Genomic DNA, 20,841 nt, shown 5'->3' with positions numbered 1-20,841 from the left:
CTCATTTGTAGATAAACCCAATGGAACCGTGGAATTGCGCGTCTGCCACCGGCGCTTCGCGGCGGCCATAAACCTTGTTGACACGGTTCATGAGGAACGCCTGGCCATCATGTTCCGGACTGAAATTGTCATCCGGCCGGTTAAGCTCGTTGCGGGCGACGGGGCGTACCAGATAGGGGGTCGCGATAATGACAAGTTCGGTTTCTTCTCGCTGCACCGTCCTCTGGCGGAACAATGTCCCCAGCAGCGGGATCTTGTTCACACCCGGCGTGCCGTTCGATGTCTGCGAAACGTTGTCCCTGATCAGGCCGGCAAGCGCGATCGAGCCGCCGGACGGAAGCTCGACGGATGTCTCGGCCGAACGGCGCTGAAAAGTCGGCCGCGTTCCCGAGGCGGATGCCGCCGGCTCGGATACATTCGTCACGATTTCAAGGCTGATGCGTCCCGAGGAGAGAACCACCGGCTTGAAGGCCAGATTGATGCCGTAGTTGTAGGGAACCACGGTCACGTTGCCGTCGTTGTCGGTCGTCGAAAACAGGATCTGGCCACCGGAATTGAAGGTGGCAGCCTGACCGGAAATTGCCGTCAGCGTAGGCTCGGCGAGCGTTCTGACGACCTTCGCCTGCTCCAGGGCGCTCAGATATGTCGATATGTCGTATTTGCCGATCGAGCTCTTGAAGAGAGCGGCAAGTCCGCCGCCGACCGTCGCAGTGGCGCTATCCGTCGCGGGTGTTCCGAGTTGCGCTACGGTCATACCCGAGGAATTCGATACGAGATTGTCGAAGCCGAGCTGTTTCAGGATCTCGCGGCGAACTTCGGCGATCGTCACCTTGAGCGTGACCTGGTCCTCGCCCTCAATCTGCAGCAGATTGACGACCTGCGATTCCTGGCGCGCCTCGGCGAAAATCGCGACATCGCCCTGCTGTGCGCTGCTGGCGGCCGTCTCGGTTCGCGTCGTCGCTTCGCCACCGTTCAGAAATGCCTGGGCGAGGTCGGCCGCCTGCTTGGCATCCTGAGGCGTGCGGACGGTGCCGGTCAGCACGATGTTGTCGGACACGATCTCGACCTTGATGTTGGAGTTGACGATGAAGCGCCTCAGGTTCGTCTCGAGACCGGAGACATCGCGTTCGATTTCGATGTCGAGGCTCACGACCTCCTGGCCATCGCTTCCGAAAATGAAGATGTTGGTTTGGCCGACCTTCTTGCCGAAGAGGTAGATGCGGCGCGAGGTGCGCGTTACGGCATCTGCCATCGACGGATCGGAGACGAGGATATCATGTGCTTCTTCGGGCAGGTCGACGACGACTGCCTTGTTGAGACCGAGTTTAAGGCGGCGGTGGGCGCCGGGACCGGTCCGCGAGATCTGGATGACGCCTTCCGATTCCGCATGCGCTATCCCTGCGCCAACGAGTGGCGCGAAGGCAGGAGGCGTCAGCCCCGAAACGACGATCGCCAGTGTGAGGAAGCCTGCAAGGAGAGATTTGGTGCGCCGCATTGTGTTGACCATTAATTTCCCCTCACTCGGCCTTTGGCGCACTGCTGTCTGTGACGATCGAACCGGACTTGATGACCTGAACCAGCGCGCTTCCATTGTCTCCGTTCAGGAGATAATCGGCGGCACTCGTATCCTGCTCCTGCGCGTCGGCTACAGAACGCAAGGCAAGCGACAGCTTGTCGGCCATCTGTTGCGCGACAGTCAGAACCTTGGTTTGATCGGGCGTCAGTTCCAGGGTCGCCGTGGTGCCTACGACAGCCTTGGAACCATCGTCTTTTTCTTGGATCTGCTGATCGATGGCGAGAACGCGGACGTTGCTCAGCACGGCCTCGGTCAGGAACTTGTCGCTTCCCTGCGCCCTGCGGACCATGATGACGTCGACGCGGTCGTTCGGAAGGATGAACCCGCCGGCGCCGGTTGCGACCGAGATTTCCGTTGCGACGGCGCGCTTGCCGGCGGGCAGAAGCGCCGAGAGTATACGGCTGTTGGAATCGGCGATTTTTTCCGGGCGGATCGGCTCGCCTTCGAAGATCGGCAGGCGGACCACCGCGCCCAGCATATCCTTGACCGCATCCGGCTTGTCGGCTTCGGTGATAAAGCCCTGAACGACAGCGCCCCGCGGCCAGGGCATCCAGTGAACCGCCTTGTCGTCAATGCGGGCGCCGACCGGTAGATTGGCGCTCGAGACCAGCACATTGACCGTCGGTTCCTTTTCGACGACCGATTGCACCTGCGTGACGACACCGCCCCGCCCGGCAAGCTTCATCGCCAGAAAACCGGCGAGCCCAGCGGCAACGACGGCCACTGAAAGTATCATCAAACGGGCGGGCTTCATTATTCAGTCCTCGGGAGACGGCATGTTCACCCCGAAGAATGCTCAGGAATTGGTGTAATTATAGTTAACGGAACACTTACATTTTAAGTTAACGGACGTTTAAAACGCCGTTACTTCAACGTTTCCAGCGCATTAATCAGCATCGGCGAGTACGGGAACGCCATGAAGCCGCCAATCGCGATTGCGATGCCGTAGGGAATCTTCTTCGCGAGCAGCAGCGAATTCGGAACCGGCAGACCAATGGCGAGGATCGTATTGGATTGCGACCGTATCATCAGAATGAGCAAACGTCAGCAAGCCGCCAATCACGCCGACGCAACAAATGAACAGGAACAGGCTTTGATTGAAGCCGAACCAGAGCGCAGCGGCAGCTGAGAAGCTTCGCGTCCCCTCCGCCCATGACGTTCAAGGCAAAGAGCGCGAAACAGCCGCAGAATACAGCGAGACCTGCCAGCAAGATGCATGCCGATCACCGGAATTGCCATCCCCGTGAAGAGGTGCGATGATCAGAAACGAAATGACGAGAATGAGCGATACACGGTTCGGGATCGTCATCGTGATACAGATCCGAGCAACGCCGCTATCGCGAGGCAGAGTGGAAAGATCACGAATATTGCAGCAGCAATCATATGTTGCCATCCGATGAAATCGACGACGGCTCGCGCGCGGACATGTGAACCTGACGAATAAACAGTGCGCGTGGCCAGTTCGCCTGTTTAACGGCACTAAGGCTCATTCATTTAATAGGCGCCTATGTACCTGTTGTGCCGCGGCGCAGTTCATCTTAGTCGAAAGATTGCCTGAACGTGTTGTTCAGAGTGCCGCCGAGGCTGGTGGCGCCGGCGATGAGCGCTACGGAAATCAGCGCTGCGATCAGGCCGTATTCGATTGCGGTCGCGCCGGATTCGTCCTTCAGAAAACGGCTAAAAAGCTTGGTCATGGTTACTCCTAACTCCAGTTGAGGTTCAGCACGTCCGCCAACTGTTGCCGTTGATCGGATGCCACAACCTAGCGAGGGGCTGTTTCAATCGGCTTAAGGAAGAGGGTTACCAGATCGTAAATGCTAAAGTAGAAACTTCCATGGTAAGTATTGCGTTACTCGGATATATTCAATTTTATCTATATTGCAGATCCTATAAAACACCGATCTTCGGGATGCACCAAAACATTACATAGGCTGCGCCATTACAGATCACCATGCCCCGGGAAATCCTCCTTGCCTGACCCAATTTGGATAAACACGTGCCATCATCAGGCAGGGCTGGCCATTCTTAAAGCTTCATTCACCATTTTTTTCCATTCTGTCTTGAGATTTCTCCCGGAACTCTGATCCGGATCCCAATAAAGAGAACGCTATGCCATCGAGCGGCAAGACTACCTCCTTTACCGCGGCAGCCATCCTCGTGCTTTGCGGGCTTCAGGCTCCCGCGCGCGCCGAGGAAGACGTGCTGCGCGTCTATATGGATCACGCGCGTGTTTTGAAGCTCGACCGGCCAGCCAGCAAAGTGATCATCGGCAATTCCAAGGTTGCCGACGCGACCGTTGCCGATCCAAAGACGATCGTGCTGACAGGCCGCAGTTTCGGGACGACCAATCTGGTGCTGCTCGATGCCGATGGCAACGCGATACTCGACGAGACGGTCCTCGTTTCCATCGACGAAGGCAATACGGTTCGCGTCTACCGGCAGACCGATCGCTCCGTCCTTTCCTGCACGCCGAACTGCGAACAACACACGCAGCAGAACAATGCGGCAGATGCCGGCGGCTGACGCAGGATCGTCGTCATCCGTTAAATTGTTGATCCGCCCTGAAACGGAAAATCAACGAACACACCTTACGATCGCTGCATGAACGTTCCATCGGATGGCGCCGTCGCGGCCAATGATCACCAGGCAGATAGAACCACGCCGCCCGGCAGGCGGGGCGGATGGCGGGCTTTTGCGCGCTCGCGCGATGGATCGGCAGCGATAGAATTCGCGCTGCTCGCCATTCCCTATTTCATGGTGATCTTCGCAATCCTGGAGACCTTCATCGCCTTCGCCGCGGAAGAACTGGTCTCCAACGCCGTCGACACCATGAGCCGCAAGCTGCGGACCGGACAGATCACCAATGTCGTCGGGCAGACGACCTATAAGGACCGGACGGCATTCCGACAGAACTTTTGCGAGGAAGTCTCGATCCTGATCCAGTGCTCCGCCACCGAGGTCGCCACGCCGAACAAACTTTGGCTCGATGTCCGCACATTCAGCAAATTCTCCGATATCCCCGCCACCATTCCGATGAATGCGACGGGCCTCGATACGACAGGGATGCAATATTCACCCGGCGGCTCAAGCTCGATCAACATGGTTCGCGCCTACTACCACTGGCAGGTCGTCACCGATCTTGTCCGGCCCTATATCACCCCATATCGCACCGCCGACGGATCGAGGCTGAACGACTACCTTATCGTCGCCACAGCCGCCTTCCAGAACGAGCAATACTGATGGCGAGCGGAACCCTGATGCGGTTGAAAGAAAAGCTCGTCCGGCTCGGGCGCGATCGCAGCGGCGTGGGCGCAATCGAATTCGCCATCCTCTTTCCCGTCCTGGTGATGCTCTATATCGGCGCCTTCGAGATCACGATCGGACTGAACGTCAGCAAACGCACCAGCCGCGCTGCCGGCTCGATCGCCGACCTGATCACGCAGCAGCAGAATGTGACCAGGAGTTCGCTGAGCGATATCAGTTCTCTTGCCGGCGCGATTTTCGCACCCTTCAATACGACCGGCATGCAGATCAAAGTGACCGGCATCACCATCGATGCCGGTGCCAATGCCAAGGTTCTATGGTCTTGGGCAAACGACGCGACGACGGCGCCCTACGCGGCAAATTCCACCGTGACGGGCGTTCCGTCCGACATGCAGAAGGCAGATAGCTTTCTCGTGCGGGCCGATCTCAGCATCCCCTATAAGCTGTTCGCATTCGGCCCCGATTTTCTTCCAGGCGACCTGCAGGAACTCACCATCCGCCGCACCTACTATTACCGCCAGCGGCAGGGCGACAATGTTGCCTGCGGCGATTGCTGATCGCGATCCGTTGAAATTTGCCAAGCCTGCGGCAGCATTATATGCCTGAGCAGAATTGCGGCTCTTTAACCGCCCAGCTTGATGGTTTGCGATGGCACGTGCATTTCTCTTCGTTCTTGATTCCTTCGGCGTCGGCGGCGGGCCGGACGCGGCGCACTATGGCGACGAGGGTTCGGATACGCTTGGGCATATCGCGGAATTTTGCGCGGCCGGCGCTGCCGACAGGCAAGGCTTGCGGTCCGGCCCGCTTTCGCTTCCCAATTTGTCGGCCCTCGGCCTGATGCAGATTGCCAAGACCGCGACCGGGCGCGCTCCAGCCGGCATGCCGGTTCCAGATAAAGTCTACGGCATTCATGGCTGCGCCAATGAGATCTCCCATGGCAAGGATACGCCGTCGGGCCATTGGGAAATCGCGGGAACGCCGGTGACATTCGATTGGGGTTATTTCCCCACGGAAGGCGAGGCTTTTCCGTCGCAATTTATCGAGGCGCTCTGCAACGCGGCGGAGGTTCCGGGCATTCTCGGCAATTGCCACGCCTCAGGCACGGAAATCATCGCCCGGCTCGGCGAGGAGCATATCCGCACCGGCAAGCCGATCTGCTATACCTCGTCCGACTCCGTCTTTCAGGTCGCGGCACATGAGACGCATTTCGGTCTCGACCGGCTGCTCGGCTTTTGCCGCATCGCCCGCGCACTCCTCGACAGCCACAACATAGGCCGGGTGATCGCCCGGCCCTTCATCGGCGAAACTTCCTCAACATTCGAGCGCACCGGCAATCGCCGCGATTTCTCGGTGCCGCCGCCGGAGCCGACGCTGCTCGATCGTCTCGTCAAGGCGGAACGCAAGGTTCATGCGATCGGCAAGATCGGCGATATCTTCGCGCATCAGGGTGTTTCAAGGGTCATCAAGGCGAACGGCAACGACGCACTGATGGACGCGTCGCTTGCTGCAATGGAAGAGGCAAACGACGGCGACCTCGTCTTCACCAATTTTGTCGATTTCGACATGGTCTATGGCCACCGGCGCGATGTGCCTGGCTATGCTGCCGCGCTCGAAGCCTTCGATGCGCGGCTGCCGGACGTGCACCGCAAGCTCGCCCCCGGCGATCTCGTCATCCTTACGGCCGACCACGGCTGCGATCCAACCTGGCGCGGCACGGATCATACCCGCGAGCGCGTGCCGATCATCGCTTACGGTCCGGGGCTGAAGTCACGCAATATCGGCATTCGCAGCACATATGCCGATATCGGCGAGACCGTTGCCCGGCATCTCGGCATCGCCGCCGGGCAGCATGGGAGAAGCTTTCTGTGACATCACATTTGAAGAAGGTCGAGCTGCACTGCCATCTGGAGGGTGCGGCACCTCCGGCGCTGACCGAAGCACAGGCGCGAAAATACAATACCGACATCAGCGCTTATCTCCGCGAGGGAACATATGTCTGGCATGATTTTGCGAGCTTCCTCGAATGCTACGACAAGGTTTCCGAGGTCTACAAGACCGACGAGGACTATGCGCTTCTTACCGAGACCTATCTGCAGGAGCTTGCGGGGATCGGTACGATCTATAGCGAACTCATCGTTTCACCAGACCACGGCGAGCGCATCGGGCTTGGTGCAGATGCCTACATCGCCGGCATCTGCGAAGGCATTCGCCAGGCCAGGGCAAAGAGTGGCATCGAAGCGCGGCTGATCGTCACCGGCGAGCGGCATTTCGGGCGTGAGCGCGTGATCGCGGCTGCGAAATACGCGGCCAAGGCCAACAACCCGCTGATCACCGGCTTCAACTTGGCAGGCGAGGAGCGCATGGGGCGCGTTGCCGATTACGCCCGCGCCTTCGATATTGCCCGCGACGCCGGTCTTGGCCTCACCATTCACGCAGGCGAAGTCTGTGGCGCCTTCAGCGTTTCCGATGCGCTCGACGTCGTGCGTCCATCGCGCATCGGGCATGGCGTTCGTGCAATCGAGGACGCAGCCCTCGTCAGGCGGCTTGCCGATCTCGGCACCGTTCTTGAGGTTTGCCCTGGCTCCAATATTGCGCTGAACGTCTTTCCCGATTTTGCTTCGCATCCACTGCGCAAGTTCAAGGAAACCGGCGTTCGCGTGACGATCAGTTCAGACGATCCGCCCTTTTTTCATACTTCATTGAAGCGCGAGTATGAGCTCGCCGCCGATGCGTTCGGTTTCAGCGACAGCGAAATCAACGAGCTGACGCGGACCGGCATCGAAGCGGCTTTCGTCGATGAAGCAACCCGCATGGCGCTGCTCGCCCGCCTTTGAACCACCCGGCGCTTGAAGATCATGCCGTGAAAATCGCCTCCACTCTTGCAGTTGAGGCGCTTTCCATGAAAGAAACGTCCGATAAGAACAATTAAAGGAAGGCCAGGCCATGGAAGGCGTCATCGTCATCGATCACCCGCTTGTGCAGCACAAACTCACCATCATGCGGCGCAAGGAGACATCGACGGGCAGTTTCCGCCGGCTGCTCCGCGAGATCTCGACGCTGCTCTGCTACGAGGTGACGCGCGATCTCGAACTGACGATGGAAACCATCGAAACGCCGCTGCAGACAATGGAATCGCCGATCCTGGAGGGCAAGAAACTCGTCTTCGCCTCGATCCTGCGCGCCGGCAATGGGCTGCTCGAAGGCATGCTCGATCTCGTGCCTTCTGCCCGCGTTTCCCATATCGGTGTCTATCGCGATCACGAAACGCTGCAGCCTGTGGAATATTACTTCAAGGCGCCGGAGGACGTGGCAGAGCGTCTCATCATCGTCGTCGACCCGATGCTCGCGACCGGCAATTCCTCGATTGCCGCGATCGACAAGCTGAAGGAACGTGGCGCACATAATATCCGGTTCCTCTGCCTGCTCGCTGCTCCCGAAGGCATCAAGAATTTCCGTTCGGCGCATCCCGATGTGCCGGTCTTCACAGCAGCGATCGACAGCCATCTGAACGAAAAGGGCTATATCATGCCCGGACTTGGCGATGCAGGGGACCGTATGTACGGTACAAAGTAACTTCAGCTTTCCTTTACCAAATCCAAAGATATCGAAGGCCCGGAGCAATAATCCGGGCCTTTTTAACTTCGCCATTAGCGACTTATCAGCAATTGCGGCGTAGCGATCTTGAAGACTTAAGCCCGCATGAGGCGTGGTTTATACAGGCAGGATTTCTGTTCATGCTCATGCGTATCGTCATTTTCGCGAGCATTATCGCCGCACTCGCCACGCAAGTCCCCTCCTTCTTCGAAGGCAACGACAGTCAGCCGGCTACCGAGACCGCTTCGGCCAATATCGTTTTGACCGCGACCGACCAGCCCACGATACCTGCGCCGGTTCCCGGTAACGGCCGCATGCGCCTTCAGGCCAATGCCCAGGGGCACTATACAGGCGACTTCAAGATCAACGGCAGACCCGTGAAGGGCCTGATCGATACGGGCGCGACCTATGTGGCGCTCAACGAAAGCCTTGCCCGCCGTCTCGGCTACAGTGCCAATCAGCTCGATTTCCAGTACGCCGTGAACACAGCCAACGGCCAGACCAAGGCTGCACATGTCACGCTCGATCGCATAGAGATCGGCGGCATCCGCGTGCAAGGCGTGGAAGCCTTCGTGCTCAAGGATGATGCGCTTTCGACGACCCTGGTCGGCATGAGTTTCCTGAAGAAACTCGAGTCTTATTCCGTTGCCGACGGCTCACTGAATCTGAAGCAATAATCAAATGCGGCCGGAAATAACAGGCGGCAGCGAAGGCGCGTTGCCGCAGATGCGGTAGCTTGACGCGATCGAGGCTGCTGCCTTTTGCGCCGCCGCTTCGCTTGCAGCATGCACGATCGCGAGCGTATCGCCCTTCTCGACGCGCGTGCCGAGCGGCAGCAGAGCGGCAAAGCCGACCCGATGGTCGATCTTGTCTGCCGGACGGCTCCGCCCGCCGCCGAGATCGATAACGGCCATGCCGATCTCGCGCGCATTGCAAGCTGAAAGCCATCCGCTCTCACTTACGAGAACCGGCCTTTCGATCGGCGCTTTCACCAGATATTTTGCGGGCTTTTCGACAAAATCCACCGGGCCGCCCAGCATATACACCATGCGGGCAAAAACCTCCGCCGCCTTACCAGACGTCAGCGCCTCGCGGGCTTTCACTTCGCCATTTTTCAGAGACTGGCAAATACCGGAGCTCACCAGCATCTCGGCTGCGAAGGCCACAACGACGGCCTCGAGCCGGGTTCCAGCTTTTCTGCCGGCCAGGAAATCCAGGCAGTTCCATATCTCCACGGTGTTGCCGGCTGCGTCCGCCAGCGGCTGGTTCATATCGGTGATCAACGCGGAGGTCTTGATCCCTGCCCCATTTGCCACATCGACCAGAGATTGCGCCAAAAGCTTTGCCTGCTCGTGATCTGCCATAAAGGCGCCGTTGCCGGTTTTCACGTCGAGCACCAAGGTCTGAAGCCCGGCGGCGAGTTTCTTGGAGAGAATGGAAGCGGTGATCAGCGGAATGGAATCGACCGTCGCCGTGACATCACGCACGGCATATAGTTTGCCGTCGGCAGGCGCCAACGAGCCTGTCTGTCCGATGATGGCGCAGCCGGCTTCGTTGACGACGTTGCGGAAAAGAGCAGCATCCGGCGTGATTTGATAGCCGGGAATGGATTCCAACTTGTCAAGCGTTCCGCCGGTGTGGCCGAGGCCGCGGCCCGAGATCATCGGTACCGCAAGCCCGCAAGCAGCCGCAATCGGCGCCAGCATCAGCGAAACGTTATCGCCAACGCCGCCGGTCGAATGCTTGTCGGCGATCGGATGATCGATCCCGGGCCACGTCAGCATGTCGCCGGAGCGCGCCATGGCGAGCGTCAGCGCGACGGTCTCCCCGCGCGACATTCCCCTGAACCAGACGGCCATCGCAAAGGCACCGATCTGCCCCTCTGACAACTCACCGGCCGAAAGGGCCGCAACGAACGACTGAATCTCATCCGTGGAAAGGACACCGCCATCCCGCTTTTGCCGGATGATCTCCTGCGGGATCATGCTCAATAGCTCGAGGCCTTGGCGGGCGCTGACTGGACGCCGCTGAGGACAGCGAGAATGTCATCGAGCAGGCCGGAGGCCCCGAACCGGAAGGTCGACGGCATCGGCCAATCCGGCGTCATGATCGTTTCGGCAAGGCTGAGATAAAGGGCGGCATCGGCGACCGAGCCAATGCCACCGGCCGGCTTGAAGCCTACCTTGCGGCCGCTGTGACGGATCGCGCGGATCATGATATCCGCAGCTTCGAGCGTCGCGTTCACGGCGACCTTGCCGGTGGATGTCTTGATGAAGTCCGCGCCCGCATCGATTGCAAGTTCGGACGCACGGCCAATGAGGGCGGGGTCCTTGATCTCACCCGTCTCCAGGATGACTTTCAACAATACGCCACCGGTGCATTCCGCGCGCACCGCCGTCACCATGTCGATCACGGCCTTTTCGTTACCGTCGCGGAATTTGCGGTAGGGAATGACCAGATCTATCTCATCCGCACCGTCCGCAATGGCCTCCCGTGTTTCAGCGGCGACATCGGCCACTTCCATATCGCCGGACGGGAAATTGACGACCGTCGCGATGCGGACCGGATGACCTTTGCCAAGGACCGTGCGGGCATGTGCCACGAAGCGTGGCCAGATGCAGATCGCCGCACTATTCCCGTAGGGCGTCTGCGCGCGGGCGCAAAGCGTATCGATCTGCTCTTGCGTGCAATCGTCCTTGAGATTGGTGAGATCAAGCAGCGACAGCGCGACAGCTGCCGTCTCCTTTTGCGAGTGATTATTCATTATCGCTTCCTCCACCCGCAATCATTTCCTTCAAGATCGCGGCGAGACGCGCGCCGCCGACGGGCGCCATGTCTTTTGTTTCTTCGTGGCTGAGTTCGGAACCCGTCATGCCTGCTCCATAATTGGTGATTACCGAAGCTGCGGCAACCCTCAAACCCAGCATTCGAGCGATGATGACCTCCGGTACGGTCGACATGCCGACGGCATCCGCACCGAGGAACCGCGCCATGCGGATTTCCGCAGGCGTTTCGAAGCTTGGTCCCGAAAACCACATATAGACGCCGCGAAAGAGCTTGATGCCAAGCTTCTCGGCCGCCTTGCGCATGGACACGGAAAGGTCGCCATCATAGGCGCTCGTCATGCCGACGAAGCGGTGGTCGCTTTCCTCGCCGATCAGCGGATTCATGCCGGAATAATTGATGTGGTCGGTGATCTGCATCACCGAGCCCGGCGCCATCTCCTCAAGCAGCGAGCCTGCGGAATTGGTTAGGAACAGCGATTGCACGCCAAGGCCTTTCAGCACCTCGATCGGCAGCCGCATGGCGTTGGCATCGCCTTTTTCATAATAATGGACGCGGCCCGACAGCATGATGACAGGCACGCCGCCGAGATGACCGGCAACGACCTCGCCCGCATGCCCGGAGACGGCGCTGACAGGAAAGCCCGGCAGATCCCGATAGGGAATTCGCACCGCATCCGTCAGTTCGCTTACCAGCGCGCCAAGGCCGGAGCCGAGCACGATGCCGTGACGCGGCACGAGCCCACCGAGTTTGCCGACAAGCAGATCGATGGCGGCGTTCATCCGAGTTCGGTCTCGAAGCTGAAGGGAAGAAGCTCTTCCATCGTCATGGTCTTCTTCACGCCCATCTCATCGCAAAGATAAATCTTCGTATCCTTCGACGCAAATTCAGAAATCTTCTGCCGGCAGCCGCCGCACGGCGGGCAAAGCGGCAGCTTCTCGGCAATGACCGCCATTTCGACGATTTTCTTCGCTCCGCCCATGATCATGGCGCTGATGGCTGTCGGCTCGGCACACCAACCCTGCGGGAAGGAGAGGTTTTCGATATTGGCGCCAGTATAAAGCTTGCCGTCCTCGGCGCGGATCGCCGCACCGACCGGGAATTTGGAATAGGGCGCGTGGGCAAAGGCCATGGCACCGCGAGCGGCTTCGAAAAGGTCGTGTGACATGTTTCAACGCTCCTTCGTATAGGGGACGCCACCAGCCTTTGGCGGAGTTGCAACGCCGATGAATCCAGCAAGCAAGATGCAGGTGAGAATATACGGCAAAGCCTGGAATATCTGAACCGGCACTGCGCCGATCAGCGGCACCTGCTTACCCTGCATGAAGTTCGCCAGCGCATCGAGGAAGCCGAAGAGCAGACAGGCGAACATCACCGGCACCGGTTTCCATTTCGCGAAGACCAGGGCGGCAAGGGCGATATAACCCTTGCCCGCCGACATATCCTTGATGAAGGCCGCCGACTGCGCGATCGCCAGATAGGTGCCCGAGAAGCCGCACAGAATACCGGCGCACATGACGGCACGATAGCGCAGCCAACTGACCGAGATACCGGCTGTATCGACTGCTCCGGGATTTTCGCCGACGGCGCGAAGGCGCAGGCCAAAGCGTGTCCTGTAAAGGATCCACCAGGAAAGCGGAACTGCCAGGAATGCGAGATAGGTCAGGATGTTGTTGCCGGAGATCACGTTCGAATAGAGCGGACCGATGACCGGAACCTCCCGCATCACGTCTGCGCCCGGAAGCGTAATTGGCGAGAACCGGCTTGCCGGGGAGAGCTGCGGCGTGCGGCCGCCCTGACCGAACCAGGCCTGGCCAAGCACAATGGTGATCCCGGCGATGAAGAAGTTGATGGCAACGCCCGAGATAATCTGATTGCCCCGATTGGTGATCGATGCAAAGCCATGCACCAAACTCAGCGCCACAGAGCACAGGATGCCCGCGACAAGGCCGAGCCAGGCCGAGTCGGTGATGTATGCAACGCAGGCGGCGGCAAAGGCCGCGCCCAGCATCTTGCCTTCGAGACCGATGTCGAAGACGCCGGCGCGTTCGGAAAAGAGGCCAGCAAGGGCGGTAAAGATCAGCGGGATAGAGAGTCGGATCGTCGAACTCAGAACGTTGATAAGGATGTCGTAGTAATCCATCGTCCGCCCCTCACGTGGCCTTGAACTGTTGGTAGACGCGGACGAGCGCCGGGCGGAACATATATTCGAGCGCGCCTGCAAAGAGAATGACCAGGCCCTGAATCACGAGGATCATTTCGCGGGTAATGTTCGGCATCTCGAAGGAGATCCAGTCGCCGCCCTGATAGAGGATGCCGAAAAGGATCGCCGAGAAGATGATCCCGACGGGATGATTGCGTCCCATCAGCGAGACGGCAATGCCGACGAAACCGGCGCCGCCGACGAACTCGACCTGCAGGCGGGCTGAAGAGCCCATGACCGGGTTCAGCGCCATCATACCGGCCAGCGCGCCAGACAGCAGCATAGCGATCATGACCGTGCGGGCATAGGGAATGCCTGCATAGGAGGCGGCAGTGGGGCTGACGCCGAGCGTGCGCATCTCAAATCCAAGCTTCGTTCGCCAGATGAGCAGCCAGACGAAGTAGGCGGCGACAAGGGCGATGATGAAGGAGACATTGAACGGCGCGGCCCCGAGCTTCGCACCGAAGAGGTTCATCACCCATCCGAGCTTCGGCAACTGGCCGCCTTCGAGGAAGGTCCGTGTTTCCGGCGCCATCTTGCCGGGGACAATCAGCACGTGGACTAGCAGGTAGACCATCAGCGCCGCGCCGATGTAATTGAACATGATAGTCGTAATGACGATGTGGCTGCCGCGTTTTGCCTGGAGGAAGGCTGGAATGGATGCCCAGGCGGCGCCGAAAAGGCCGGCACCGACGACGGCAACCGGCATGGTGACATACCAGGGCACGAAGCGGTCGAGTGCCAGCGCAACCAGTGCACAACCAAGTCCGCCGAGATAGGCCTGACCTTCCGAGCCGATGTTGAAGAGACCGGCATGGATCGCAACCGCGACCGAAAGGCCAGTGAAAATGAAACTTGTGGCGTAATACAGTGTGAACCCAATGCCTTCGCCGCTGCCGAGCGCCCCCTCGATCAGCAAAGAAAGAGCACCAAGCGGACTTTCGCCGATCAGCCAGACGACAACGCCGGAGATCAGGAAGGCAACGATCAGGTTCAAAACCGGGATGAGACCGTAGGTGATCCAATTTGGAAGAGAAACAGAAGCAGTGCTCATTAAGGCCTCACGCGGCAATGCCGGCCATCATCAGGCCGAGGGTCTGTTCACCGGCATCGGGCGTCTTCTCGCCGACGACATGGCCGGCAAACATGACAAGGATACGGTCTGAAAGGGCGCGGATTTCATCGAGTTCGACGGAGACGAGCAGGATCGCCTTGCCCGCGTCGCGCATCTCGATGATGCGGCGGTGGATGAATTCGATGGCGCCGATATCGACGCCGCGTGTCGGCTGGCCAATAATGAGCACGGCAGGGTCGCGCTCGATTTCGCGGGAAACCACGATCTTCTGCTGGTTGCCGCCCGAGAAATTGGCGGTCTTCAGCCGCGGGTTCGGCGGGCGGATGTCGTATTTCTCGATCTTCTCCATGGCATCCTTGCGGATCGCATCGAGATCGAGCAGAGGGCCTCTGCTGTAGGCAGGCTTGCGGTGATAGCCGAGAACCGAGTTCTCGTATTCCTCGAACTTCAGCACGAGACCCATATGGTGGCGGTCTTCGGGAATATGGGCTAGGCCCAGCTCGCGCAGTCGCGCCGCGTCGGCCTTGTCGATCGGCTGACCATCAAGGAAAATCTCGCCGGAATGCGGCTTGCGGATGCCCGCGATTGCCTCCAGCAGCTCCGACTGGCCGTTGCCCGCCACGCCTGCAATACCGACGATTTCGCCGGCCCGGACATCGAAGGAGACGTTGTCGACCATCGTCACCCCGCGATTGTCCTTGACTGTCAGGTTGCGGACCGAAAGCAGTACATTGCCGGGCGTCGCCTCGCCCTTCTGGACGCGCAAAAGAACACGGCGGCCAACCATGAGTTCGGCGAGCTCTTCGACCGTCGTTTCCGCGGTCTTACGGGTCGCGACCATTTCGCCGCGGCGCATCACCGAGACGGTGTCGGTGATGGCCATGATTTCGCGCAGCTTATGCGTGATGAGGATGACGGTCTTGCCCTGGTCACGCAACACCTTGAGGATGCGGAACAGGTGGTCGGCTTCAGCCGGTGTCAGGACGCCGGTCGGCTCGTCGAGGATCAGGATTTCGGCGCCGCGATACATGGCTTTGAGGATTTCGACGCGCTGCTGCAGGCCGACCGGGAGCTGCTCGATCACCGCATCCGGATTGACCTCGAGCCCGTATTCCTTCTCCAGCCGTTTCAATTCGGCGCGAGCAGACGCAACGCCCTTTGCCAGCAGTGCGCCACCTTCGGCGCCGAGCATGACGTTTTCCAGGACCGTGAAATTATCGACCAGCATGAAGTGCTGGTGGACCATGCCGATACCGGTTGCGATCGCCGCCTGGCTGTCGCGGATGGTCACCGGCGTGCCGTTGACGCGGATTTCCCCGGCATCGGCGTGATAAAAACCGTAGATGATCGACATCAACGTCGATTTACCGGCACCGTTTTCCCCGATGATGCCGTGGATCGTGCCCTTGGCGACGGTAAGGTTGATGTCCTTGTTTGCGTGAACGGCACCGAATTTCTTATCGATGCCCACAAGTTCAATAGCGGGCGTGTCTGTCACTGCAGGCTCCAAATACGAAAAGGGCGTATGGCGGAAAATCTGGCCGCCATACGCCCATCTCAGTCGCGGATCACTTCGGGCAAGAGTTGTCCGTCGTGTAATCGTGAACCTTGATGGTTCCTGCGATAATGTCAGCCTTTGCCTTGTCGACGGCGGCCTGCATTTCCGGCGTGATCAGCGGCTTGTTGTTGTCGTCGATCGCAGCACCGACGCCGTCTTCCTTGACGCCGAGAGCCTGCACGCCACCGGTGAACTTGTCGTTCTTCGTATCGATGTAGGCGTTGTAGACGGCGAGATCGACGCGCTTGACCATCGAGGTCAGCACGGAGCCCGGATGCAGATGGTTCTGGTTGGAATCGACGCCGATCGAAAACTTCTTGTTGTCGGCAGCCGTCTGCAAAACGCCGAGGCCAGTCGCGCCTGCAGCGGCGTAAATGACGTCAGCACCCTGGTCGATCTGGTTCTTGGTGAGCTCGCCGCCACGAACCGGGTCGTTCCAGGCAGCGCCGGTTGTGCCGGTCATGTTCTGAAAGACTTCGATGTCCGCCTTGACGGAGCGGGCGCCCTGCTCGTAGCCGCATTCGAACTTGCGGATCAAAGGAATATCCATGCCGCCGACGAACCCGACCTTACCGGTCTTGGAAGCCATGCCGGCGAGAACGCCGACGAGGTACGAACCTTCTTCTTCCTTATAGACGACCGAGCGGACATTCGGCTTGTCGACGACTGAATCAACGATGATGAACTTGGTGTCCGGGAATTCTGCAGCGACCTTTTCGATTGCCGAGGTCCATGCGAAGGACACGGCCACCACCGGGTTGAAACCGCGGCTTGCGAAGTTGCGGATCGCCTGCTCACCCTGTGTGTCGCCGGTCGGCTCGAAGTCGCGATAGGCTATCCCGGTTTCAGTCTTGAACTTCTCAGCGCCATTATAGGCTGCTTCGTTGAAGGACTTGTCGAACTTTCCGCCAGTGCCGTAAACCAGAGCCGGCTTGACGTCGGCAGCGAGCGCCGTCGTGGACATCGCGGCCACGGCCAGGAAAGAAAGAAGGGTTTTTTTCATAGTGCAGCCCTATTGTTGCTATTTGTTTGGTCCTCCCGCAAGCCTTCGGCAGGCATGTCTGCGGAACCACCGGCCTCCCCCCGGAGGCCTGGCTGCGCGCATCCTTGCATGGCTAAAGGAAAAATTCACGAGAAATTTTTCGGCTGGTAAAAATTCCGCGTAGATGCTGAAAATCAGTCCAGATGGGCTGATTTTTGCGCAAAATGAGCTGCTGGAATGCGATTTTTCGAACCAATCGGGCAGCTCACGCCGGTTCCGTCAAGTCCGTAACAACCATCCGGATTTTTCGCCAGATACTGCCGCTAATAGTTCTCGGCATAGTAGAATTCACCTGCCGGAGCGATCTCCGTTGTGATCTTCGACGTGCGGCCGGCAGATTTGAGCGCCTCTGGAACGGGTCGCGCACGCGCTCTGCCGTGGCTAGCTGTTGCAGCCTCGCCGTGGATGCGGGGCGCTCAAAGGTGATACGCCAGGGCCGCGCGTTTGTTACGCGGTAAAGCGGCCCGCCACCGGCGGCTTCTTGTAGCCCAGCATCCATAGCAACAGCGCGATCACCAGAAGGACGGCAAAAGCGGGCTGCAGCATCAGCCATTGGAATACGAAGGCATAGAAGCGCGGGTGCACATAGTAGGAAACGGACGACTGCAGTGCCAATAGCGACGAAGGGCTCAAATCCTGCCAGGCATCGCCCATGGGTGTCACCACGACTGCCGACGCCGCAACGGATTGAATTGAATCGATCGTTCCTGCAATCACGGCTACAGCAAGCGCGACAAGGCTAGCCAAACGCAACAAGAAACGCATCAATACCTCCGACGCCCTACCGCCGGATTTTCCGGTCAGCCGCGCCATTCTCCACCCTAGCCAATAAATAATTATCTCACGGCCAAAGCGCAATGGACAGCGCGGGCGGAGTTTTATCGGAAGAAGTCAAAAAACTGTTAGATTTAGGTTGATCAGCGAAAATTCATCGGTATATATCGCGCCGTTCCGACGATTTGCTCCTCTCCGGGTGCGAAACGCAAATGGACAGGTGGCCGAGTGGTTTAAGGCGCACGCCTGGAACGCGTGTGTACGTGAAAGCGTACCGAGGGTTCGAATCCCTCTCTGTCCGCCATTTCTTGCTAAAAATCAAAGACTTCCTACCGTATGAAGCGCCTCAAGGCGAATCCTCTTCCTCCCAGCCGAAGACGCTTCTGCCGCCCCAGTCGGGTGAGTTTCGGAATTCGCCGGCGACGATCTCCTTGAGGTCTGGGCCAGTGACATATCGCTCGAGCTGGCGGGACTGGTCGTCGAGGCGTTTCAGCGCCTGCAGTTCCTCCTCGCGGCCGAGCCTGCTCTTCTGCACGGCCGACTTCATCACCTTGATCGTCTCATCATAGACCTTCAGCGGGACGGGAAAGGGATGCCGGTCCTTGCCGCCGTGGGCAAGCGAGAAACGCGCGGGATCGGAAAACCGGCAGGGCGCACCATGAACCACTTCGGCAACCATCGCCAGTGCCTGTACCGTTCGGGCTCCGACGCCGGGCACGAGCAGAAGCTGCTCAAAATCTTCCGGTCCGCGGTCGGCGGCGGCTGCAAGATTGCCATGCAGGCGCTTCATGTTGACGTCCTTTTCGCGAACGTCGTGATGGGCGGGCATGATGAGATGCGGCAGAAGCGGCTGGTCGGGCTGCGGCGCGGGCTTTGCGATATCGAGTGCCAAAGCCGCCGCTTGCCGCAAAATACGATCCGGACCAAGCGTTGCTAGAAGATCAAGCTGCCCGGTGCGCGAACGCTCGGCGCGCCTGTCGGCCAGATTGATGATATTGCCCTGGCTGCGGCCCTCGATTGCCGTATGCGGCGAATTGACGAAGCTCTCGAGGCCTTCCGAGAGCCAGTGATAGCGCCGGGCCTGACGCTTGTCGCCATTCATGCCTTGCTGCACCACGACCCATTTGCCGTCATCCGTGACGATAAAGCCATGGAGATAGAGATCAAAGCCATCCTGAACGGCGGCGCTATCGACCTTCGCCACGAGCCTGCTCGCAGTCGCGAGCGCCCCGCCGTCGAAACCAACTCGGTCACCGATCGCAACGAGTTCGCCCGGCGTCTTGCGCGAATGCGATCCGCGGCCACCGCAGACATGCAGGCCAAGTTCGCTTGAAAGCGGAGTAAGCCCGCGCTTGAGAGCGCCAAGCACGCTGGTGGTTATGCCTGACGAATGCCAATCCATGCCCATCACGGCACCGAAAGACTGGAACCAAAAGGGATGCGCGAGGCGCCGGAGCAGTTCATCCCGGCCATAATGGTGCACGACTGCTTCGGTGATCACGGCGCCGAGCTTCGTCATCCGCTCGCCGAGCCACTTCGGAACTCTGCCGCCATGCAATGGAAGATCTGCGCTGCCTGCTCGTTGTGCCATGCTGGGACTATAGCGCAGCCGACGGCGTGAAGGAATGTTTTCCTTGGAGGCGCTTCGGCAAATAAAAAACGCCGGTTGCGAGGCAACCGGCGCCCTTGGGAGGAAAGCCTAAGGCTTAGGCAGCAGCCGAAGCGAAGCCGGAGGTCGGGACTTCCGAAATCGTCTTCAGAACCTGCGAAGCGATCTGGTAAGGGCAGCCCTGCGCAGTTCGGGCGGCGATCTTCCAGATAGCCCTTGTAGTCGTTCTTGACGAAAGAGTGCGGAACGCGGATCGACGCGCCGCGGTCGGCAACGCCATAGCTGAACTTGTTCCACGGGGCCGTTTCGTGCTTGCCGGTCAGGCGCAGGTGGTTGTCCGGGCCGTAAACGTCGATGTGAGCCTGCAGGTTCTTGTCAAACTGCGCCATGAGCGCTTCGAAGTAGGCCTTGCCGCCGACTTCGCGCATAAACTTGGTCGAGAAGTTGCAATGCATGCCCGAGCCGTTCCAGTCCGTGTCGCCGAGCGGCTTGCAGTGGAACTCGATGTCGATGCCGTACTTTTCGCAGAGGCGGAGAAGCAGGTAGCGAGCCATCCAGATCTGGTCGGCGGCGCGCTTGGAGCCCTTGCCGAAGATCTGGAATTCCCACTGGCCCTTGGCCACTTCGGCATTGATGCCTTCGTGGTTGATGCCAGCAGCCAGGCAGAGGTCGAGATGCTCTTCAACGATTTCGCGAGCAACGCTGCCGACGTTCTTGTAGCCGACACCGGTGTAGTACGGACCCTGCGGAGCCGGGTAACCCTGCTCCGGGAAGCCGAGCGGACGGCCATTCTCGTAGAAGAAGTATTCCTGCTCAAAGCCGAACCAGGCGTCTTCATCATCAAGGATGGTTGCGCGGCTGTTCGACGGATGCGGCGTGACGCCATCGGGCATCATGACTTCGCACATGACGAGAGCGCCGTTGGTACGGGCCGGGTCCGGGTAGACGGCAACAGGCTTCAGCACGCAATCGGAGCTGCGGCCTTCGGCCTGCATCGTGGAGGAACCATCAAAGCCCCAGAGCGGAAGCTGCTCAAGAGCAGGAAACGCGTCAAATTCCTTAATCTGCGTTTTGCCGCGCAGGTTCGGCGTCGGTGTGTAACCGTCGAGCCAGATGTACTCGAGCTTATACTTTGTCATTGGCCAGTCTCTCAAACGTAAGGGTGTGAGCAAATTCCGAAGCGACCGCTAAGCGCGTGCTTGATCACCACCGGATGCCAGATACCAAGCACGTGGCGTGCCAGTTTCGAGTAGACAAACGGACTGTCATGAGACGCGCGGCGGGAATCAACCTTGAGACAATCGTCAACTTTCAACGAAAGCGAGGGTTTAGGACTATGGAACACATCGGCGCGCAGGACGT

General features: G+C 59.3%; 19 protein-coding genes, 1 tRNA gene and 4 pseudogenes. 8 read left to right on the top strand and 16 right to left on the bottom strand.

What is annotated here, in order from left to right; translation table 11 throughout:
• Position 1 precedes the first annotated feature (1 nt).
• The 4 genes and pseudogenes from ACW4PC_RS15465 to ACW4PC_RS15450 all read right to left on the bottom strand — a co-directional run bounded on the left by ACW4PC_RS15465 (position 2) and on the right by ACW4PC_RS15450 (position 3,270).
• Complete coding sequence (locus ACW4PC_RS15465; protein WP_455874333.1) at positions 2–1,507, bottom strand: type II and III secretion system protein family protein; 1,506 nt, start codon at positions 1,505–1,507, stop codon at positions 2–4.
• Positions 1,508–1,517: 10 nt separating this feature from the next.
• Positions 1,518–2,330, bottom strand: coding sequence for a Flp pilus assembly protein CpaB (cpaB, locus tag ACW4PC_RS15460; protein ID WP_039843569.1), 813 nt, complete (start codon positions 2,328–2,330; stop codon positions 1,518–1,520).
• A gap of 110 nt (positions 2,331–2,440) precedes the next feature.
• Positions 2,441–2,959: pseudogene (locus tag ACW4PC_RS15455) on the bottom strand (A24 family peptidase).
• Positions 2,960–3,062: 103 nt separating this feature from the next.
• A pseudogene (locus tag ACW4PC_RS15450) lies at positions 3,063–3,270 on the bottom strand (Flp family type IVb pilin).
• A gap of 415 nt (positions 3,271–3,685) precedes the next feature.
• Between ACW4PC_RS15450 and ACW4PC_RS15445 the strand changes: the two are divergent.
• The 7 genes from ACW4PC_RS15445 to ACW4PC_RS15415 all read left to right on the top strand — a co-directional run bounded on the left by ACW4PC_RS15445 (position 3,686) and on the right by ACW4PC_RS15415 (position 9,111).
• Positions 3,686–4,099, top strand: coding sequence for a pilus assembly protein N-terminal domain-containing protein (locus ACW4PC_RS15445; protein ID WP_455874332.1), 414 nt, complete (start codon positions 3,686–3,688; stop codon positions 4,097–4,099).
• A 78-nt stretch (positions 4,100–4,177) separates the two neighbouring features.
• On the top strand, positions 4,178–4,816 hold the full coding sequence (locus ACW4PC_RS15440; protein ID WP_455874331.1) for a TadE/TadG family type IV pilus assembly protein: 639 nt from the start codon (positions 4,178–4,180) through the stop codon (positions 4,814–4,816).
• Entirely contained in the window at positions 4,816–5,397 is a 582-nt protein-coding gene (locus ACW4PC_RS15435) for a TadE/TadG family type IV pilus assembly protein (protein WP_455874330.1), read from the top strand. The genes ACW4PC_RS15440 and ACW4PC_RS15435 overlap by 1 nt, the downstream gene beginning before the upstream one ends.
• 91 nt (positions 5,398–5,488) lie before the next feature.
• Positions 5,489–6,709 carry a phosphopentomutase gene (locus tag ACW4PC_RS15430; protein WP_455874329.1) on the top strand — a complete coding sequence of 407 codons (1,221 nt, stop codon included), beginning with the start codon at positions 5,489–5,491 and terminating at the stop codon, positions 6,707–6,709.
• A complete protein-coding gene (locus ACW4PC_RS15425) occupies positions 6,706–7,674 on the top strand; it encodes an adenosine deaminase (RefSeq protein ID WP_455874328.1) in 969 nt (322 codons plus the stop codon). Before ACW4PC_RS15430 ends, ACW4PC_RS15425 begins: the two co-directional genes overlap by 4 nt.
• 109 nt (positions 7,675–7,783) lie before the next feature.
• The gene (gene upp, locus ACW4PC_RS15420; protein WP_022713305.1) at positions 7,784–8,413 is read left to right on the top strand and encodes a uracil phosphoribosyltransferase; all 630 of its coding nucleotides are present in this window, start codon (positions 7,784–7,786) and stop codon (positions 8,411–8,413) included.
• Between the two features lie 161 nt (positions 8,414–8,574).
• Positions 8,575–9,111 carry a TIGR02281 family clan AA aspartic protease gene (locus ACW4PC_RS15415; RefSeq protein ID WP_455874327.1) on the top strand — a complete coding sequence of 179 codons (537 nt, stop codon included), beginning with the start codon at positions 8,575–8,577 and terminating at the stop codon, positions 9,109–9,111.
• On the opposite strand, the gene deoA is transcribed toward ACW4PC_RS15415, so the two are convergent.
• The 10 genes and pseudogenes from deoA to ACW4PC_RS15365 all read right to left on the bottom strand — a co-directional run bounded on the left by deoA (position 9,112) and on the right by ACW4PC_RS15365 (position 17,861).
• Complete coding sequence (deoA, locus tag ACW4PC_RS15410; RefSeq protein WP_455875031.1) at positions 9,112–10,419, bottom strand: thymidine phosphorylase; 1,308 nt, start codon at positions 10,417–10,419, stop codon at positions 9,112–9,114. It abuts the gene before it with no gap.
• Positions 10,420–10,421: 2 nt separating this feature from the next.
• Positions 10,422–11,198, bottom strand: a complete 777-nt coding sequence (gene deoC / locus ACW4PC_RS15405) for a deoxyribose-phosphate aldolase (RefSeq protein WP_039843559.1) — start codon at positions 11,196–11,198, stop codon at positions 10,422–10,424.
• Entirely contained in the window at positions 11,191–12,000 is an 810-nt protein-coding gene (locus ACW4PC_RS15400; protein WP_455874326.1) for a purine-nucleoside phosphorylase, read from the bottom strand. The genes deoC and ACW4PC_RS15400 overlap by 8 nt, the downstream gene beginning before the upstream one ends.
• Complete coding sequence (locus tag ACW4PC_RS15395; RefSeq protein WP_455874325.1) at positions 11,997–12,386, bottom strand: cytidine deaminase; 390 nt, start codon at positions 12,384–12,386, stop codon at positions 11,997–11,999. Before ACW4PC_RS15395 ends, ACW4PC_RS15400 begins: the two co-directional genes overlap by 4 nt.
• Before the next feature lie 3 nt (positions 12,387–12,389).
• Positions 12,390–13,361 (bottom strand): ABC transporter permease, encoded by a 972-nt coding sequence (locus tag ACW4PC_RS15390; RefSeq protein WP_039843556.1) that lies wholly within the window; start codon positions 13,359–13,361, stop codon positions 12,390–12,392.
• A 10-nt stretch (positions 13,362–13,371) separates the two neighbouring features.
• On the bottom strand, positions 13,372–14,475 hold the full coding sequence (locus ACW4PC_RS15385) for an ABC transporter permease (protein ID WP_455874324.1): 1,104 nt from the start codon (positions 14,473–14,475) through the stop codon (positions 13,372–13,374).
• 7 nt (positions 14,476–14,482) lie between these two features.
• The gene (locus tag ACW4PC_RS15380) at positions 14,483–15,994 is read right to left on the bottom strand and encodes an ABC transporter ATP-binding protein (RefSeq protein WP_455874323.1); all 1,512 of its coding nucleotides are present in this window, start codon (positions 15,992–15,994) and stop codon (positions 14,483–14,485) included.
• Between the two features lie 70 nt (positions 15,995–16,064).
• Complete coding sequence (locus ACW4PC_RS15375) at positions 16,065–17,057, bottom strand: BMP family lipoprotein (protein ID WP_455874322.1); 993 nt, start codon at positions 17,055–17,057, stop codon at positions 16,065–16,067.
• 173 nt (positions 17,058–17,230) lie between these two features.
• Positions 17,231–17,478, bottom strand: a pseudogene (locus tag ACW4PC_RS15370) (peptide-methionine (S)-S-oxide reductase); the annotation flags it as partial.
• A 65-nt stretch (positions 17,479–17,543) separates the two neighbouring features.
• Positions 17,544–17,861, bottom strand: a complete 318-nt coding sequence (locus ACW4PC_RS15365) for a hypothetical protein (protein ID WP_455875030.1) — start codon at positions 17,859–17,861, stop codon at positions 17,544–17,546.
• A gap of 223 nt (positions 17,862–18,084) precedes the next feature.
• On the opposite strand from ACW4PC_RS15365, the gene ACW4PC_RS15360 reads away from it, so the two are divergent.
• Positions 18,085–18,174 (top strand) — tRNA-Ser (locus ACW4PC_RS15360).
• A 42-nt stretch (positions 18,175–18,216) separates the two neighbouring features.
• Here the strand turns inward: ACW4PC_RS15360 and ACW4PC_RS15355 are convergent.
• Both ACW4PC_RS15355 and ACW4PC_RS15350 read right to left on the bottom strand, forming a co-directional pair.
• The gene (locus tag ACW4PC_RS15355; protein ID WP_455874321.1) at positions 18,217–19,461 is read right to left on the bottom strand and encodes a DUF763 domain-containing protein; all 1,245 of its coding nucleotides are present in this window, start codon (positions 19,459–19,461) and stop codon (positions 18,217–18,219) included.
• A 115-nt stretch (positions 19,462–19,576) separates the two neighbouring features.
• Positions 19,577–20,618, bottom strand: a pseudogene (locus ACW4PC_RS15350) (glutamine synthetase beta-grasp domain-containing protein).
• Between the last annotated feature and the right edge of the window lie 223 nt (positions 20,619–20,841).

The organism is Rhizobium yanglingense, from assembly GCF_977109285.1.
The sequence above is the reverse complement of the archived record's forward strand: the minus strand, read 5'-3'. Positions and strand labels throughout refer to the sequence as shown.

Coding starts and splice junctions, on each gene's coding strand:
- ACW4PC_RS15465 (WP_455874333.1), bottom strand. CDS start 1,507: ATGGTCAACACAATGCGGCGCACCAAATCTCTCCTTGCAGGCTTCCTC.
- cpaB (WP_039843569.1), bottom strand. CDS start 2,330: ATGAAGCCCGCCCGTTTGATGATACTTTCAGTGGCCGTCGTTGCCGCT.
- ACW4PC_RS15445 (WP_455874332.1), top strand. CDS start 3,686: ATGCCATCGAGCGGCAAGACTACCTCCTTTACCGCGGCAGCCATCCTC.
- ACW4PC_RS15440 (WP_455874331.1), top strand. CDS start 4,178: ATGAACGTTCCATCGGATGGCGCCGTCGCGGCCAATGATCACCAGGCA.
- ACW4PC_RS15435 (WP_455874330.1), top strand. CDS start 4,816: ATGGCGAGCGGAACCCTGATGCGGTTGAAAGAAAAGCTCGTCCGGCTC.
- ACW4PC_RS15430 (WP_455874329.1), top strand. CDS start 5,489: ATGGCACGTGCATTTCTCTTCGTTCTTGATTCCTTCGGCGTCGGCGGC.
- upp (WP_022713305.1), top strand. CDS start 7,784: ATGGAAGGCGTCATCGTCATCGATCACCCGCTTGTGCAGCACAAACTC.
- ACW4PC_RS15415 (WP_455874327.1), top strand. CDS start 8,575: ATGCTCATGCGTATCGTCATTTTCGCGAGCATTATCGCCGCACTCGCC.
- deoA (WP_455875031.1), bottom strand. CDS start 10,419: ATGATCCCGCAGGAGATCATCCGGCAAAAGCGGGATGGCGGTGTCCTT.
- deoC (WP_039843559.1), bottom strand. CDS start 11,198: ATGAATAATCACTCGCAAAAGGAGACGGCAGCTGTCGCGCTGTCGCTG.
- ACW4PC_RS15400 (WP_455874326.1), bottom strand. CDS start 12,000: ATGAACGCCGCCATCGATCTGCTTGTCGGCAAACTCGGTGGGCTCGTG.
- ACW4PC_RS15395 (WP_455874325.1), bottom strand. CDS start 12,386: ATGTCACACGACCTTTTCGAAGCCGCTCGCGGTGCCATGGCCTTTGCC.
- ACW4PC_RS15390 (WP_039843556.1), bottom strand. CDS start 13,361: ATGGATTACTACGACATCCTTATCAACGTTCTGAGTTCGACGATCCGA.
- ACW4PC_RS15385 (WP_455874324.1), bottom strand. CDS start 14,475: ATGAGCACTGCTTCTGTTTCTCTTCCAAATTGGATCACCTACGGTCTC.
- ACW4PC_RS15375 (WP_455874322.1), bottom strand. CDS start 17,057: ATGAAAAAAACCCTTCTTTCTTTCCTGGCCGTGGCCGCGATGTCCACG.
- ACW4PC_RS15365 (WP_455875030.1), bottom strand. CDS start 17,861: ATGCGTTTCTTGTTGCGTTTGGCTAGCCTTGTCGCGCTTGCTGTAGCC.
- ACW4PC_RS15355 (WP_455874321.1), bottom strand. CDS start 19,461: ATGGCACAACGAGCAGGCAGCGCAGATCTTCCATTGCATGGCGGCAGA.